The sequence below is a fragment of the Flavobacterium acetivorans genome (assembly GCF_020911885.1).
Classification (GTDB): Bacteria; Bacteroidota; Bacteroidia; order Flavobacteriales; family Flavobacteriaceae; genus Flavobacterium; species Flavobacterium acetivorans.
In genome coordinates, this window is sequence record NZ_CP087132.1 from 3,496,780 (window position 1) to 3,513,262 (window position 16,483).

General features: G+C 35.0%; 13 protein-coding genes. 9 read left to right on the plus strand and 4 right to left on the minus strand.

Going from position 1 to position 16,483, the window contains the following annotated elements; genetic code table 11:
* The first annotated feature begins 16 nt into the window (after window positions 1-16).
* The 3 genes from LNP19_RS15095 to LNP19_RS15105 all read left to right on the plus strand — a co-directional run bounded on the left by LNP19_RS15095 (window position 17) and on the right by LNP19_RS15105 (window position 3,993).
* On the plus strand, window positions 17-2,410 hold the full coding sequence (locus tag LNP19_RS15095) for a TonB-dependent siderophore receptor (RefSeq protein WP_230062720.1): 2,394 nt from the start codon (window positions 17-19) through the stop codon (window positions 2,408-2,410).
* A gap of 125 nt (window positions 2,411-2,535) precedes the next feature.
* The gene (locus tag LNP19_RS15100) at window positions 2,536-3,084 is read left to right on the plus strand and encodes a PepSY-associated TM helix domain-containing protein (protein ID WP_230062721.1); all 549 of its coding nucleotides are present in this window, start codon (window positions 2,536-2,538) and stop codon (window positions 3,082-3,084) included.
* 237 nt (window positions 3,085-3,321) lie between these two features.
* Complete coding sequence (locus LNP19_RS15105) at window positions 3,322-3,993, plus strand: ferredoxin reductase domain-containing protein (RefSeq protein ID WP_230062722.1); 672 nt, start codon at window positions 3,322-3,324, stop codon at window positions 3,991-3,993.
* A gap of 142 nt (window positions 3,994-4,135) precedes the next feature.
* Here the strand turns inward: LNP19_RS15105 and LNP19_RS15110 are convergent, their stop codons facing one another.
* The gene (locus LNP19_RS15110) at window positions 4,136-6,769 is read right to left on the minus strand and encodes a valine--tRNA ligase (protein ID WP_230064247.1); all 2,634 of its coding nucleotides are present in this window, start codon (window positions 6,767-6,769) and stop codon (window positions 4,136-4,138) included.
* Window positions 6,770-6,998: 229 nt separating this feature from the next.
* Here LNP19_RS15110 and LNP19_RS15115 point away from each other — a divergent pair, with 229 nt between their 5' ends.
* On the plus strand, window positions 6,999-7,391 hold the full coding sequence (locus tag LNP19_RS15115; RefSeq protein WP_230062723.1) for a DUF1573 domain-containing protein: 393 nt from the start codon (window positions 6,999-7,001) through the stop codon (window positions 7,389-7,391).
* A gap of 59 nt (window positions 7,392-7,450) precedes the next feature.
* Here the strand turns inward: LNP19_RS15115 and LNP19_RS15120 are convergent, their stop codons facing one another.
* Window positions 7,451-8,779, minus strand: coding sequence for a PDZ domain-containing protein (locus tag LNP19_RS15120; RefSeq protein WP_230062724.1), 1,329 nt, complete (start codon window positions 8,777-8,779; stop codon window positions 7,451-7,453).
* Between the two features lie 128 nt (window positions 8,780-8,907).
* Between LNP19_RS15120 and LNP19_RS15125 the strand changes: the two genes are divergently transcribed.
* The 5 genes from LNP19_RS15125 (at window position 8,908) to lgt (ending at window position 13,970) form a co-directional block, all read left to right on the plus strand.
* Window positions 8,908-10,101: a pyridoxal phosphate-dependent aminotransferase gene (locus tag LNP19_RS15125; protein WP_230062725.1), complete on the plus strand. Its 1,194-nt coding sequence runs from the start codon at window positions 8,908-8,910 to the stop codon at window positions 10,099-10,101.
* A gap of 264 nt (window positions 10,102-10,365) precedes the next feature.
* Window positions 10,366-11,037, plus strand: a complete 672-nt coding sequence (folE, locus tag LNP19_RS15130; RefSeq protein WP_230062726.1) for a GTP cyclohydrolase I FolE — start codon at window positions 10,366-10,368, stop codon at window positions 11,035-11,037.
* Window positions 11,038-11,184: 147 nt separating this feature from the next.
* Window positions 11,185-12,663, plus strand: coding sequence for a cysteine--tRNA ligase (cysS, locus tag LNP19_RS15135; RefSeq protein ID WP_230062727.1), 1,479 nt, complete (start codon window positions 11,185-11,187; stop codon window positions 12,661-12,663).
* Between the two features lie 39 nt (window positions 12,664-12,702).
* A complete protein-coding gene (gene yidD, locus LNP19_RS15140; protein ID WP_230062728.1) occupies window positions 12,703-12,951 on the plus strand; it encodes a membrane protein insertion efficiency factor YidD in 249 nt (82 codons plus the stop codon).
* Window positions 12,952-13,016: 65 nt separating this feature from the next.
* A complete protein-coding gene (gene lgt, locus LNP19_RS15145) occupies window positions 13,017-13,970 on the plus strand; it encodes a prolipoprotein diacylglyceryl transferase (protein ID WP_230062729.1) in 954 nt (317 codons plus the stop codon).
* Window positions 13,971-14,032: 62 nt separating this feature from the next.
* On the opposite strand, the gene LNP19_RS15150 is transcribed toward lgt, so the two are convergent.
* On the minus strand, window positions 14,033-15,583 hold the full coding sequence (locus LNP19_RS15150; RefSeq protein ID WP_230062730.1) for a T9SS type B sorting domain-containing protein: 1,551 nt from the start codon (window positions 15,581-15,583) through the stop codon (window positions 14,033-14,035).
* A gap of 151 nt (window positions 15,584-15,734) precedes the next feature.
* Window positions 15,735-16,346: an acyloxyacyl hydrolase gene (locus LNP19_RS15155; RefSeq protein ID WP_230062731.1), complete on the minus strand. Its 612-nt coding sequence runs from the start codon at window positions 16,344-16,346 to the stop codon at window positions 15,735-15,737.
* Window positions 16,347-16,483: the final 137 nt, after the last annotated feature.

Below are 16,483 nucleotides of genomic sequence, written 5' to 3' on the forward strand. Positions count from 1 at the left end.
TTCCAAATAAACAATTATGAGCAGGCAAATTAGAATATTATTTATCTTACTATTTACTTCATTTTATATGCAAGCCCAAGAATCGGGAATCATCGAAGGAAAAATACTTTCTGCTGATGGATATCCTCTTCCTGGAATAGCAATCAAATTAGGAAAAGAAGCAAAAACAACCCAAACAGATCGTAATGGTGAGTTTAACTTCACCAATTTCCCTACCGGAAGCCATACCATTACTCTAGAAGGAAGTGGAATGAAGAAACAATCCAAAGAGATTAAAGTTTTGGCCAACCAAACTAATTTTGTGGAATTTAGATTAATAGAAGACATTACTACCCTAAAGGAATTGGTAATTCAAATTAAACAAACACCCAATAAAAAAAGAGAGACCGTACTATCCGGTTTAGATATAAAGCCAATAGACTTACCTCAAAGTATACAAATAGTGGGGCATCACGTTATTGAGCAGCAACAAGCGATACGATTGAGCGATGTAATTAAAAACGTAAACGGAGTATACGTTGGTTCAGCCCGTGGAGGTAGCCAAGAATCATTTTGGTCCAGAGGATATGATATGTCTACAAATAACATGTTTAAAAACGGTTTCCGTTTCAACAATGGTTCCATTCCGGAAGTATCTTCATTAGAAAGGATAGAAGTCCTTAAAGGAAGTGCCGCTTTATTATTTGGTAATGTTGCTCCGGGAGGAATCTTGAATATGGTGACTAAAAAGCCTTCTTTTAAGAAAGGTGGAGAACTTAGCATGCAAATGGGAAGCAATGCTTTCTACAAACCTTCGGTTGATATTTATGGACCATTAAACAATTCGATTGCCTACCGTTTTACAGGTTCTTATGAAAACTCTGAGAGCTTTAGGGATGTAGTAAAAAAAGAACGCTACTATATCAACCCATCGGTGCTTTTTAAAGCAAGTGACAAAACCGAAATTGTATTGCAAGGAGATTATTTACATGACAATTGGACTCCTGATTTTGGAACAGCCATCATCGGTAAAGAAATTATAGACTTACCAAGAAATACCTATCTGGGGGCAACTTGGTCAAACGGTCAAACAAGACAAGCCAGCGTTTCTGGATTAGTGAAACATGAATTTAACGACAATTGGAAACTGAATTTCAACAGTTCATTTCAAAATTACAACAGAACCTCAAAAGGTACAGAACGCATCCAACCAAAAAATAATGGAGACTGGGAAAGACCATTGGGACAAAACAAAAACTTGGAACAAATTATTGGCGAACAAATTAGCTTACAAGGAAATTTTGTTACAGGCAAGATAAAACATCAACTATTTACAGGAATTGATTTTGAAAATTCATTTGCACAAGCCTACACTTTTACATTTGACCCAAAAACTTATGGAAGCGGTAACATCTTTGACTTTGATAATTTTGACCAAGGAGGTGCCATACCAGAAGGTACAAATACCAAAATAGTAAAAACAGATACGAACCGTTTTGGAATCTATGCCCAAGATTTAATTTCTCTTACTGATAAATTCAAAGTATTGGCAGGATTGCGTTGGTCATGGCAGGAAGCACAAGCTGACACACATGATTTAACCAAGAGTCCTGTTGAAATTAAAAAAGAACAAAACCGTATCGATCAAGCTTTTACTCCAAAGTTAGGTTTGGTTTTCCAACCAACAAAAGACATGTCGTTATTTGCTAGCTATTCTAATTCTTTTACACCAAATACTGGAACAACAGTAGATCTAAAAGTAATCAAACCTTCCATAATAGATCAATATGAAATGGGAATCAAGAAAGATTTTTGGAGAGGTATATTAAGCACAAACATTACCTTATACCAAATTGAGAACAGCAATTTAGCACAAACTGCCGAATTTAAAGCAGATGGATCACCCAATACCGACACCAGCATAAAGGTCTTAAGCGGATCTACTAAAAGTAAAGGTGTGGAACTGGACATAACAGCTCGCCCTACAGAAGGCCTAAGCATAATGGCCGGTTACAGCTATAACGACATGCGTTATACTAAAACTTCAGGACTAGAAGGAAGCTTTATCGTAGGAGATCGTCTGGCTAGAACACCAGCTAACACGGCTAACCTAAGCTTCTTTTATACCTTACCTTCAGGCTTATTGAAAGGAATATCTTTTGGAGCAAATTCAAATTATATTGGAAAAAGAGTAGGCGGATGGAACAACCAATATAAAGCTACAGAACCTAATGGAATTTTTGATAGAGAAATTCCACTAGAAGCTTACACAACCATAGATGTTTCTGCTGGTTATGAATGGGGGAAATTCTCCATACTGTGTAAACTATCTAACCTTACTAATGAATTGAATTACACCGTTCACGAAAATTACAGTGTAAACCCAATCGCTCCACGCCAAGTAATGACATCTTTAAAATACAAGTTCTAAAAACAATCCTAACATTGTGATTCAAAAACTTTTTGCTGCTTTGAAACAACTATCAAAACAGCAAAAAGTTTTTGAATTATAATAGCAAAATAGATTATTTTCGCAAACGCAAAACAGCAGCCAAAATGAACAAAAAAACTTTCCGTAACTTACACAGGGATTTAGGTTACTTCTATATTGGACTTATTGTTTCCTTCGCTTTATCAGGTCTTATGATGAATCACAGAGAACATTGGCATCCTGAAAAATACACTATTGAGACTAAAGCGATCGAAGTACAACTTCCTGCTGAAGACGAAATCACCGAAAAATATGTTAAAAATTTAGGAAAGGAATTAGGCATCGATGATAAATTCAGACGTCATACGATTAAAAAAGAAAACTTAAAAATCTCTTTTGAAAAACACGATGTCGAAATTGATATAAATACGGGAAAAGGAGAAGTTGTCGCTTTTTTAAAAACGCCAATCATTAGCCAAACCATGAAATTGCATAAAAGCACTTCTAATTTCTGGATTTATTATTCTGATATTTTTGCCTTGAGTTTAATTATCATCGCTCTAACTGGAACGATAATGGTAAAAGCCGGAAAGTTCAGCTTCAAGGAACGCGGCTGGAAACTGGCTTTAGCCGGAATAATTTTCCCTTTGATTTTCTTGTTTTTGTTGGGCTAAAATTAAAATCTTTTACCATACAAAAAATCCGTGGAAACACGGATTTTTTTTGTTTATGACCTATTTTGCTATAACCCCATCGAATATAAATTTATCTTAACAGAACTTAATATTTTACTTTGAAAAACTTCTTAAAATCTACAATAACTTTTTCGTAACTTTATGACTATCAATTAATAAAAAACATTTTTAACTTATAAACACATTACGGAAATAAATTTAAAAACGGAGTGAGACATGAAAAATTATACCGTAAAAACAAAGTCTGTAGTACATCTCACACACGATGTGCTTCGAATTGTGCTCGAAAAACCAAAAGATATTGCATTTAATCCAGGCCAGGCAACCGAAATTTCAATAAATAAAGAAGGCTGGAAAGATAAAAAACGTCCTTTCACTTTTACCTCCTTACCCAAAGACGATTTCTTGGAATTTACCATTAAAACCTATCCCACCCACCAAGGAGTTACCAATGAATTGCTAAAACTTAAAACTGGCGATGAGCTGATTTTGCACGATGTTTTCGGAGACATCGGCTATACCGACGAAGGCATTTTTATAGCCGGTGGTGCCGGAGTCACTCCCTTTATCTCGATTTTCAGAAATCTTGAATCTCAAAATAAAATTGGAAACAATAAATTAATTTTTGCCAACAAAACCAAGCAAGACATTATTAATGAAGAGGAATTTAACCGATTACTTGGCAAAAATTTCATCAATATACTCTCAGACGAAAATCGCAACGGCTATGATCATGGATTTATAACCGAAGATTTTTTGAAATCAAAAATTGATTCACACGCCCATAAATTTTATGTTTGCGGCCCACCGCCCATGATGGATGCGATTATCAAACAGTTGCACAATATCAATATAGAAGACAAAGACATCGTCAAAGAAGCCTATTAAATAGCTACAATAAACAACATATTATTGCGAAATAGAAACCTTAAAACAACGAAAAGTTCCAAAAAACAAATACTTTTCTATAAAAAAATCCCATCTCAATTTTTCGAGATGGGATTTGCTATTTTATAAATGAACGAAAACCTTACTTCAATCCAGCCAAACTGTGCTCGATAGTTTCAATTTTAGCCAAAGCATCAGCTTCCTTTTGTCTTTCGTTTGCCAAAACTTTCTCCGGCGCACCATTTACAAATTTTTCATTAGACAATTTATTTTGAACTGATTTCAAGAATCCTTGTGTATAAACCAACTCAGCTGTCAACTTTTCAATTTCTGCCGCAACATCAATGTTTCCTGTAATTGGGATGAAATATTCATTCGATTTTACACGGAAAGACAAGGCACCATCCACTTTATCCGAAACATATTCCAATGAAGTAATATTCCCTAATTTAGTTACGACAGCATCAAAATAAGTCGACGCTTTATCGTTATTGATTGCTTTCAATTCAATCGCATCTTTAAACGGAATATTCTTGTCTTTACGAATCGTTCTGATTCCTGAAATTACTTCGATTGTGTTTTCAAAATCAGCTATTAAATCAGCATTAAATGGTTTCATTTCTGGCCAAGTAGAAACAATCAAAGCTTCTTCTGGAGTTCTTTCGGCTAATAATTGCCAAATTTCCTCAGTCAAAAATGGCATAAACGGATGTAACAATTTCATATTGTTCTCCAGCATTTCTATCGCTTTCGCAAAAGTCAGACTGTCAATTGGCTGTTGGTAAGCCGGTTTTATCATTTCAAGGAACCAAGAACAGAAATCATCCCAAACCAATTTATAAATAGCCATCAAGGCATCTGAAATTCTGTATTTTTCGAAATTATCTTCGATTTCCAAAAGCGTTTGTTGCAACTTCGCCTCATACCACTCAATGGCTACTTTTGAAGATTCCGGTTGTGCAATTGCATCCGACACTTCCCAACCTTTGATCAGTTTAAAAGCATTCCAAATTTTATTGGTAAAGCCTTTTCCTTGGTTACACAATTCCTCATCAAACATAATGTCATTTCCAGCAGAAGCACTCAAAAGCAAACCTACACGAACACCATCAGCACCAAATTTCTCTATTAAATCCAAAGGATCTGGTGAATTTCCCAACGATTTAGACATTTTGCGTCTTTGTTTGTCACGAACCAAACCAGTGAGGTATACATTTGTAAATGGTTTTTTACCTGTATATTCATAACCGGCAATGATCATTCTGGCCACCCAGAAAAACAAAATATCCGGACCGGTAACCAAATCATTTGTTGGGTAATAATATTTAAAATCTTCACTTTCAGGATCCATAATTCCACCAAAAACAGACATTGGCCACAACCAAGAAGAAAACCAGGTATCCAAAGCATCAGCATCTTGTTTTAAATCTTTTATTTCAAGTTTAAAGTTTAAAGTTTTCTCTTGTGCTAACTTCAATGCTTCTTCAATAGTTTCAGCCACTACAAAATCTTCTTTCCCGTCACCATAGAAATAAGCCGGAATTTGCTGTCCCCACCATAATTGACGGGAAATATTCCAATCGCGAATATTATTCAACCAATGCGCATAAGTATTCTCGAAACGTTTTGGGTGTAATTTAATATCACCATCAACCAAAACGGATTGGATTGCCGGCTTAACTAAATCTTCCATTTTCAAGAACCATTGATCTGATAAACGAGGTTCAATTACCGCTTTGGTCCTTTCAGAAGTTCCTACTTTATTTAGGTGAATTTCAGTTTTTGCCAAAGCGCCATTTTCTTCTAATTCTTTGGCTATTTCTTCACGAACTACAAAACGGTCTTTTCCTTGATAATGCAAACCAAAACTGTTCATTGTTGCATCTTCATTGAAAATATCAACGATTTCCAAATTGTGTTTTTCGCCAAGTGTTTTATCGTTCATATCGTGAGCCGGAGTCACTTTCAAACATCCAGTTCCAAATTCAATATCCACATATTCATCTTCGATAATTGGAATCACGCGACCACAAATAGGCACAATCGCTTTCTTGCCTTTCAAGTGAGTAAAACGTTCATCATTTGGATTAATACAAATCGCAGTATCTCCAAAAATAGTTTCCGGACGTGTTGTGGCCACAGTAAGAAACTCTTCGCTTCCTTCTATTTTGTATTTCAGGAAATACAATTTTCCTTGTTGTTCTTCATAAATTACTTCCTCGTCAGACAAAGTAGTTTTGGCTTCCGGATCCCAGTTTACCATTCGATACCCACGATAAATCAAACCTTTGTTATACAAATCAACAAAAGAGCGAATTACAGAAGCTGACATATCTGGATCCATGGTAAACTTAGTTCGTTCCCAGTCACAAGAAGCACCTAGTTTTTTTAACTGATCTAAAATTACACCGCCATATTTATCTGTCCAATCCCAAGCATGTTTTAAAAACTCTTCGCGTGTCAAATCGTTTTTATTGATTCCTTCGGCTTTCAATTTGGCTACCACTTTTGCTTCTGTTGCAATCGAAGCGTGATCTGTACCAGGAACCCAGCAGGCGTTGAAACCTTTTAGACGCGCTCTTCTAATCAAGACATCTTGAATGGTATTGTTCAACATATGCCCCATGTGTAAAACTCCAGTGACATTAGGAGGAGGAATTACAATGGTATAAGGAGTTCTATGATCTGGCTCCGAATGAAAATAATTGTTTTTCATCCAGTAATCGTACCATTTATCTTCAGTAGTCTTGGCGTCAAATTGTGCAGGAATAGTCATTTTATAGTGGATTCGTTTAATCGTTAATTTGGTGTCCTTTTTCATCTTTCAATACAATGATTACCAGCGAAATAAATGCATAAAAAAGCTCTAAATCTTACTTTGGTCTAATTATTGTAAATCATATAGGCAACAAAAGTAAATAATTAAGTAGACTATAAAAAGGGAAATAAAAATTTGTGTACTAATTAAAAGAAAGTATATTTACTTTTAATAAATAAAACTAAAAATGAGAAAAATAGCCACATTATTAGCAATCGTGCTCTTTAGCAGTATCGGATTTGCCCAAAAAGGTGCTAAAATTGAATTTAAGGTACAAAATAATACTATCGATTATGGAAAAATAAGTAAAGGCAGTGACAACGGGATTCGGGCTTTTGAATTTACCAATACCGGTGATGCTCCATTAATCATTGTTTCCGTGCAATCAACATCAAATTTGACCATCCTTTCCGCACCGAAAGATTCTATCTTACCTGGAAAAACGGCCAAAATTGAAATTAAATACAATATGTCGGCTCCTGGACCAATCCGTAAAACAATTACTGTGGAATCTAATGCTATAAATTATGAGGAAGGCCGAATCCCCTTAAAGATTAAAGGGGAAATAATTGCCAATTAAAATGCTCAATACACCTAAAATCGCTTCTTGAATCTTTTTTCAAGAAGCGATTTTTTTTATCATAGAATATCAATAAGTTGAAACTTGAACACATACGATTTTCCATTTCTTTCTATTTCTAAAGTTATCCACTTATTATCCTCAGACCTCAATAACATATTGATTTGTTGCAAGGTATACTTATAAGCTGGGCTTTTATTAATAGAAATTATAATATCTCCTTTTTGCAAACCGCTAATTTCTGCTGGCGATTCTTTTCGAATATTTGCAATTTCAAAAACAGGTTTTAGATCAAATTTGTACTTAAATTCCGAAGCATTACTATCCTCTTTGTCTTCGCTCCCGTTCATGAAAATTTTAGTCGTATTGAGACGCACTGTCTCTTTGACCCACTGCATACCCACATGGCTAATTTCAACTCCACTTTTGTTATAATGAAAAGGAGAATAAAATTCCTTGTTTTTTTTCAAATACATAAATCCATTAGAATAGTCAAAAACAATTAAGAATCTTTTTAAAATTTCACCTCCCACTGAACCCAACCGTTCAGAAACCATCGTAACATGTTTTATGGAGCTGGAATCCGGAAAAGCGGCAATAGGTTTGGCAAATTTAAAATCAGCCATAGTAAATTCTGAAATTCGCGCTCTTTTGCCCAATACATCTCCGCTAAAACCTTTACCTAAGTAGTCTTCAAAATTTTTCTTGGGAACCTTTATCTTATCCGAAATCTTTTGAAAAAGCCAAATCGCATCACTGTTCCCAATATCGATTAGTAATTTGGCCGCAATAGGAACCGAATCTATCACCATCGTGGTTTTTATATACGGCTTTGCCTTTTCGATAGAAATTGAGCTCTTTATAGAATTCTTCTCAATTTTTCTTCTGTTTTTCGGATTGTCTTTATAAACGATGAGTTGCTTCTTCACATAATCGATTGAAACCAGATTATGTTTTAAAAAAGAATAACCAATAATCCCATTTACGGGAATCCCTACATGAGACGATAAATTAAAACTGGGGTCCAAAATAATATACAAGAGATGCTGTTTTGACTCCATTCCTTTAACTTCGACCAGATTCCCTTCCGATTTCAAGCCTTCAACGGCATCTTCGCTTCCCAAACCGCGCAGGCTTATTTTTTCAGTATTTTTAAGACTCACCGCGCTTTTCTCTTCCAAACTGAATAAAATAGTTTCCTGTACACCTGAGTCCAGCAAAACCGTCAACTGAGTCCCATTTACTTTTATAGGAATAAAAATCAAATTATTAATCAATTGAAAAGGGATCTTTACTTTATCAATTCCGTTTTTAAATTGAAATTCATCCTGAGCCGAAGCAGGCAAGACGGCAACTAAGACAAAGAAAAGCAAGATCAATTTTCTCATATAGAATCGTTTTTTATAAAATTACTAAAATTCCTTCTTTATAATACACAATCGACAATAAATATCCTTTTTAACGGTATTAATTTCGAAAAAAAATTGCAAATTTGCAGACCAAATATTTTAAAATCATGCCAAAAATATCCAATAAAGGCAAACAAATGCCTGAGTCTCCTATTCGTAAATTAGTTCCTTATTCGGAAATTGCCAAGAAAAAAGGACATAAAGTATACCATTTGAACATTGGTCAACCCGACATAAAGACGCCGGAAGTAGCCATGAATGCCGTAAAGAATTTTGACATAAAAGTATTAGAATACAGTCATTCGGCTGGTTTTGAAAGCTACAGGACTAAACTATCCCAGTTCTATAAAAATCAGGGATTGCCAATCAATGTAGAAGATATTATTATCACAACAGGTGGCTCTGAAGCCTTGCTTTTTGCTATGGGAAGCACCATGGATCAAGGTGATGAGATCATTATTCCTGAACCATTTTATGCGAACTACAATGGTTTTTCGACTGCTTCTGGCGTAAAAGTAGTACCTGTTATTTCTTCTATCGAAACTGGTTTTGCCTTACCTCCAATAGCTGATTTTGAAAAACTAATTACACCAAAAACTAAAGCAATCCTTATTTGTAATCCAGGAAACCCAACCGGTTATTTGTATTCTAAAGAGGAAATCATGCAATTAGCCGATTTGGTAAAAAAACATGATTTGTTTTTAATTGCTGATGAAGTTTACAGAGAATTCACCTATGATGGTGACATCCATTATTCAGTGATGAATATCCCGGGACTTGAGGAAAATGCTATTATGATTGACTCTGTTTCAAAAAGATACAGTATGTGTGGAGCCAGAATTGGTTGTATTGTTTCAAAAAACAAGGAACTTATGGCTACGGCAATGAAATTTGCTCAAGCAAGATTAAGTCCGCCTACCTTTGCTCAAGTAGCAAGCGAGGCTGCTCTAGACACTCCTCAAAGCTATTTTGACGAAGTAATTACTGAGTACAAAGATCGCAGAGATACGCTTATTGCTGAATTAAATAAGATAGAAGGCGTAAAAGTAGCCACACCAAAAGGAGCCTTTTACTGCATTGCTGAACTTCCAATTGAGAATGCAGATGATTTTGCACAATGGCTTTTGGAAAGTTATGATTTCAACGGTGAAACCGTTATGGTAGCTCCTGCGGCAGGTTTCTATTCTACGCCTGGTGTAGGTTTAAACCAAGTCCGAATTGCTTACGTATTGAAAAAAGAAGATCTTATCAGTGCGGTTCATATTTTGAAAGAAGCTATTGTTGCTTATAATTCGAAATAATTTACACATTAGAAACAAAATTGTCAATCTAAAAAAGTGGTTCATCAAAAAACGAAGCTTTTTAAGTGAGAAAGCAATAATTAAATACTTATAACAAAGGCAATAACAATTCTAACGTTATTGCCTTTGTTCTTTTTGATAAAATTTCCCGTTTAAACAGCAGCAAAAAGAGATGATTAATTATTAAAAGCGATAGAAATTCTTTGGTTTTTATTAATTATCTTTACCGCTTAAATTATTATACCCACTATAACGTAACTTTTAATGATAAATAGAGAAGAATCACATGACGAAATAGGAGACAATCATATTGGTTCATGCGCACAAAATCCATTAAGAAAAGACGCTTTTGATCTTTCAGACGATGAAAAAATAGAAAGCATAAAAAAAGATGTCAAAAACATTCTGCTTACCCTTGGAATGGATTTGACAGACGACAGCATGAAAGGAACACCTAATCGTGTTGCTAAAATGTTTGTAAAGGAAATTTTTGGCGGCCTAAATCCGGATCGAAAACCAAAAGCATCCACATTTGATAATAATTACAAATACGGCGAAATGTTAGTTGAAAAGAACATTATCGTCTATTCTACTTGTGAGCATCATTTATTACCAATCATAGGAAGAGCTCATGTGGCTTATATTTCTAATGGAACCGTGATTGGACTTTCTAAAATGAATCGAATTGTTGAGTATTACTCCAAAAGACCTCAAGTACAAGAACGATTGACAATGCAAATTGTTCAAGAACTACAAAATGCTTTAGGAACAGAAGATGTTGCTTGTGTTATCGACGCAAAACACCTTTGTGTCAATTCAAGAGGAATCAGCGATATTGAAAGCAGTACGGTAACCTCTGAATTTGGCGGTAAATTTAAAGAAGCCCAAGCTCGACGAGAATTTTTGGATTATATCAAATTAGAAACAAAATTCTAGAAGGTTCATCAAAAAAAAACAGCTCATTCCCTTGTCCTGATTGATGTAAAAATCCATTTTATCTTTATTAAAGAAAAGATTGAAACACAAAGCAGGACATTAACAAAACGAACTGAAGAAGTAAATAGCTCCTAAAAAAAACATAAAATGCCATTATACAATAATCAGACTCTAAAAATATACAATTCTCTTTCAGGAGAAAAAGAAACTTTTGTACCTATTCATGAAGGCAATATTGGTATGTATGTTTGCGGGCCAACGGTTTACAGCAATGTTCACCTTGGGAATGTGAGAACTTTCATGTCATTTGATGTTATTTTTAGGTATTTGTTGCATTTGGGCTATAAAGTGCGCTATGTTCGAAACATTACTGACGTAGGTCATATTGTAGATGATGTGGATGAAGGAGAAGATAAAATTGCCAAAAAAGCCAGATTGGAACAACTGGAACCTATGGAAGTAGTACAACGCTATACCGTTGATTTTCACGAAATCCTAAAAGCATTTAACTTTTTACCTCCCAGTATCGAGCCTACAGCTACTGGGCATATTATTGAACAAATTGAGATCATCAAAAAAATTATCGACAAAGGCATTGGTTATGAAGCCAATGGTTCTGTTTATTTTGATGTGGTGAAATTCAATGAGACCAATCATTATGGCAAGCTAAGCGGGCGAAACATTGAAGACATGCTTGCCAATACCCGCGATCTTGATGGTCAATCAGACAAAAGAAATCCTCAGGATTTTGCTCTATGGAAAAAAGCCGAGCCGCAACACATTATGCGATGGCCATCACCTTGGAGCGATGGATTCCCGGGTTGGCATTTGGAATGTACAGCCATGAGCACCAAATATCTTGGAAATCATTTTGATATTCACGGTGGCGGAATGGACTTAAAATTTCCACATCATGAATGTGAAATTGCTCAAAATGAAGCTTGCACAGGACAAACTCCAGTGAATTATTGGATGCATGCCAATATGCTTACCTTAAACGGTAAAAAGATGGCAAAATCTACCGGAAACAATATCCTGCCAAGAGAAATTCTAACCGGAGAAAATACGATTTTAAGTAAAGCATTTTCTGCATCTGTAGCTCGATTCTTCATGCTACAGGCGCATTACAGAAGCATTCTTGATTTTTCGGATGATGCCATTGTAGCAGCCGAAAAAGGATACAAAAGATTGATGGAAGCAATGGATGTATTGAAACAAATCAATCCAAGTGCTAAAAGCTCACTAGACATCGCTGCCTGGAAACAGGCTTGCTATGATGCCATGAACGACGACTTCAACTCCCCTATTTTAATCGCTCAATTATTTGAAGGCGTTCGATTTGTTAATCTATTAAATGACGGTAAAGAAAGTCTGAATGCAATTGATCTGGAAACATTCTCAGCAGCAATGCACGCTTTTGTGTTTGATGTTTTAGGATTAGAAGACGAAAAGGTTGCTGACAATAGTAATGATAAACTAGAAGGAACTATAAATATGCTTATTGGCATGCGAAATCAAGCGAGAGCCGATAAGAATTTTGCTCTTTCTGACCAAATCAGAGATCAATTGATCGCTTTAGGAATCCAATTGAAAGATGGTAAAGAAGGCACTTCATTTAGCATATAAATAGAATGCAATAACAAAGTGGAAAATCCAAATTGAAAAATGTTTTCAAAAATTCTCACATATCCATTTCTATTACTGGTTCGATTTTATCAGGTCGCCATATCGCCCTTTACTCCCGCAGCCTGTCGATTTGAACCAACATGTTCTTCTTATATGATAGAAGCTTTACAAGTACATGGCTTGTTTTACGGGGGCTTTCTAGGAATAAAAAGAATCCTTGGCTGCCATCCATGGGGAAAAAGAGGTTACGACCCGGTTCCTAAAAAACAATGTTCTCACAAACATTAACCTTTTATTAGTACGGATTTTACACGGAATCTTTATTTTTACAACATATCATAAAAAAATAATAAATGACACATGCTTTAAATATAGTTTGGAATCCATCAGAGGGAATTGATTTAGGTTTTTTCATGATTCGATATTACAGCTTAATGTTTGTAATTGCCTTTGGATTAGGCTGGTATATTATGAAAAAAATATACGAGCGCGAGGGAGAATCAATCGAAAAACTAGACTCCTTATTCATCTGGACCGTTCTTGCCACTCTAATTGGCGCCCGCCTTGGACATGTATTTTTTTACGATTGGGAGTACTATAGAAATCATTTGCTGGAAATATTCTTACCTATCAGAGAAAATCCAAACGGAGTCATTTTCAACTTAATCACAGGATGGGAATTTACCGGATTTCAAGGACTAGCAAGTCATGGAGCAGCAATTTCTATCATAATTGCAATGTATTATTACAGCAAAAAAGTACTACAAAGACCCTTATTATGGATTTTAGACCGAGTAGTAGTACCTGTAGCTAGCGGAGCCATATTTGTAAGACTTGGTAATTTTTTCAATTCAGAAATAGTAGGAAAAGAAACTAATTCTCCTTTTGGAATTAAATTTATTCACGATCATTTTAGTCCAAGGGACGCCGTAAATGCAACGCAAATCCAAAACCCAAAAGAAGCTTATACTGCTATTGCCACTAACCCTCAGTTCGCTAGTTTACTGGAACAGGTACCAGCAAAACATCCGGCTCAATTGTACGAAGCATTTTGTTATGTTTTTGTTTTCGCACTATTGTTTTTCCTATATTGGAAAACAGATGTAAGAAAGAAATCAGGTTACTTATTTGGTCTTTTTCTAGTATTACTGTTTTCGGTACGTATTGTAGTAGAATCTGTGAAAGAAAGCCAAGGCGGATTTGAAAGCGCTTTAGGACTACTTTCTACCGGACAATGGCTAAGTATTCCTTTTATAATAATTGGCCTTTATTTTATCTTTACAGCTGAAAAACCAGTTGAGATTTAATTAGGTTTCTCAAAAAAAATATAAAAATAAAAAGCTTCCGCACTTCCGGAAGCTTTTTTATTTCATCGTTTTAAAGAAAAATGAGATTTAAACTCTTTTCGAATATTTTGTTCCGTATAATGAATAACAAACCAATAATCATCAGCAGGAAGAGCTTTACCGTTATAAGTACCATTCCAACCATTACCATTTGGTCTAATTTCTTTTAGCAGTTTACCATAACGATCGAATATGTGAATTTTAGAACTCAAGTCATTCTGCAATTCAAAAACATTCCAAGTATCATTATAATTATCACCATTTGGTGTGAAAAATTTAGGGTAATCAATAACATGAATATCATTCACTGTTACAGCCAGACTACAACCATACCTATCCTTAACAGTAATAGAATGAACACCGTAAGAAACCGACTCAAAACTAGCCTTTTCCTGAAAAGGGCCATCATCAAGCTGGTATAAATAATCCCCTGCTGGTGTCACAGAAATAGTTATGATTTGGTTATTTGCAAAAGCTTCCGAAACCGTCCAATCTACAGTCTGAATATCTACCAATGGATTTACATCAACATTTATCGTTTTTGAAACAGCACATTGTCCTAGATCAGGTGTAAAATCATACGTTCCACTTGTTGTGTTATCAATAACAGCCGGTGACCACGTTCCGCTAATTCCATTTGGAGACTGCATTTGTAAATCAGGAGCTATTGTTCCATAGCAAATAGACAGATCAATAAAATCAGGTTCTAAAAAATCTCCAATAATTACATCCATAGTTTGTGATACAGCACATGGATAAGCTACAGGATCTGGAGTAAAAGTATGTCTTACCGTTCCCGGCACACTAGAATCTATCGTTGATGGTGACCATGTTCCCGTAATTCCATTATCAGAAGTGGATGCTAATGAAGGAGCCGTTCCTCCCTCACATATAGGTTCAACGGGAGTAAAAGTAGGCGTCGTTGTTGTTAAACATGGAACGCTACAAGTAATTACAGAACGATCACAAGGATAGGTTGTATGCGCCACAGTTAAAGTAACAGATTGTCCCGGCGAAAGCCCTAATACTTGTAAAGTAGTAGGCGCAGTAGTTCCGGTAACTGCAGCTCCACCATCAATTGAATAACTGTAACTGTATTGATTAGGCAGGCCGACAGTATTTGTCCAGTCAAATAAAACAGAAGAATATTTATCTGCAGCTAAAATTTGACTAGGATCACATCTCAAAAGCAATATTTTTGAACCATTATCAGCTACTACAATAACATCGATCTTTGAACGAGCGCTTTCAGTACCGCCAACTGTTTCACTGACATAATATGATACCGTGCCAACCACAGCTGTTGATGGTGTAGGCGCAATTGAAGAAGCTGTTCCACCTGCTGCATTTGTTCCATACCAATTTAAAGTCCCTCCAACAGAAGGAGTCGCTGTTAATGGTACAGCTGCACTCCCTTGACAATAATATACCGGAGAACTTACTATCGGCGCTAAAACGGATTTATCTGAAATTTTCTTTAAAAAACCAATCTCCGAATCCATATTAGTCAAATTGGCGTAAGAAAGAAAGTAGAAAGTGTTTAAAAAAACAAATAATAGTAAATTCTTTTTCATAGTTCTAATTTTTAAAATAGATTAAGAATCAGGAATTATATTCTATTGTCTAGTAAATATATAAAATTTGAAACTTTTAAAAGAGAAAATTTACATAATTAAAAACCATAAAACACTCATAAAAAAGACTTTAACTCTAATAAAAACAAAATCACAATCGATACTTAAGGCCAAGTTCGAAATTAAGACTACTGTAACCACTATTCCTTTCTTGTAGTCCTGCATTGGAAATATGATTAAAATTAGGGCTAAATTCAACACTGAAATGAGAATATTTTATAGAAACTCCCATTGCTATAACACTTGAAAACGCAAAACCTTTAGAGAGTCTTTCAGTTTCCGTATCGGTAATCATAGGACCTGAGCTAGCTAAAACAAAAATATCAAATCTTTTAGAAATCGTCTTTTTCACAATAAAACCTACATTAAAAACATAATCAGTGATTGATTTTAAGTTCCCAAATTCCTCCCGATTTTGAATATAGTTAGGCTGATTATCTCCAACATAATTTAAATTTAAAAGCTGATACTCAATGAAATTTAACTGAGGCTGTATGAACAATTCGTATCTAAAATGATTAGACTCTTTTATTACACCAGAAAACTGAATCTTAAAATAATGGCTTTTATATAAATAATCCTCATTATTTATATCTCGACCAAAACCATAAAAAGCACCTACATACAAATCTCGTTTCTTTTCCTGTGCATACAAACTCAAAGAAATCAAAAGAAAGAATAAACTGAAAATTATCGTTTTCATAATCTGACTTCAACGTTAAGTTTAAAACCATGCAAATCAAATAATTACCTTAAAATTACTCAATTATTATCAGAATTAATATCAAAAAAAGCATAAAAAAAAGACCTAACTCACGTTAGGCCTTTTAGAAAAATATT

What these genes read in the sequence shown, in the direction of transcription:
- LNP19_RS15115 (WP_230062723.1), top strand. Translation starts at nt 6,999, where the DNA reads ATGAGAAAAATAGCCACATTATTAGCAATCGTGCTCTTTAGCAGTATC.
- cysS (WP_230062727.1), top strand. Translation starts at nt 11,185, where the DNA reads ATGCCATTATACAATAATCAGACTCTAAAAATATACAATTCTCTTTCA.
- LNP19_RS15155 (WP_230062731.1), bottom strand. Translation starts at nt 16,346, where the DNA reads ATGAAAACGATAATTTTCAGTTTATTCTTTCTTTTGATTTCTTTGAGT.
- LNP19_RS15120 (WP_230062724.1), bottom strand. Translation starts at nt 8,779, where the DNA reads ATGAGAAAATTGATCTTGCTTTTCTTTGTCTTAGTTGCCGTCTTGCCT.
- LNP19_RS15110 (WP_230064247.1), bottom strand. Translation starts at nt 6,769, where the DNA reads ATGACTATTCCTGCACAATTTGACGCCAAGACTACTGAAGATAAATGG.
- LNP19_RS15095 (WP_230062720.1), top strand. Translation starts at nt 17, where the DNA reads ATGAGCAGGCAAATTAGAATATTATTTATCTTACTATTTACTTCATTT.
- lgt (WP_230062729.1), top strand. Translation starts at nt 13,017, where the DNA reads ATGACACATGCTTTAAATATAGTTTGGAATCCATCAGAGGGAATTGAT.
- folE (WP_230062726.1), top strand. Translation starts at nt 10,366, where the DNA reads ATGATAAATAGAGAAGAATCACATGACGAAATAGGAGACAATCATATT.
- LNP19_RS15125 (WP_230062725.1), top strand. Translation starts at nt 8,908, where the DNA reads ATGCCAAAAATATCCAATAAAGGCAAACAAATGCCTGAGTCTCCTATT.
- LNP19_RS15105 (WP_230062722.1), top strand. Translation starts at nt 3,322, where the DNA reads ATGAAAAATTATACCGTAAAAACAAAGTCTGTAGTACATCTCACACAC.
- LNP19_RS15100 (WP_230062721.1), top strand. Translation starts at nt 2,536, where the DNA reads ATGAACAAAAAAACTTTCCGTAACTTACACAGGGATTTAGGTTACTTC.
- LNP19_RS15150 (WP_230062730.1), bottom strand. Translation starts at nt 15,583, where the DNA reads ATGAAAAAGAATTTACTATTATTTGTTTTTTTAAACACTTTCTACTTT.
- yidD (WP_230062728.1), top strand. Translation starts at nt 12,703, where the DNA reads ATGTTTTCAAAAATTCTCACATATCCATTTCTATTACTGGTTCGATTT.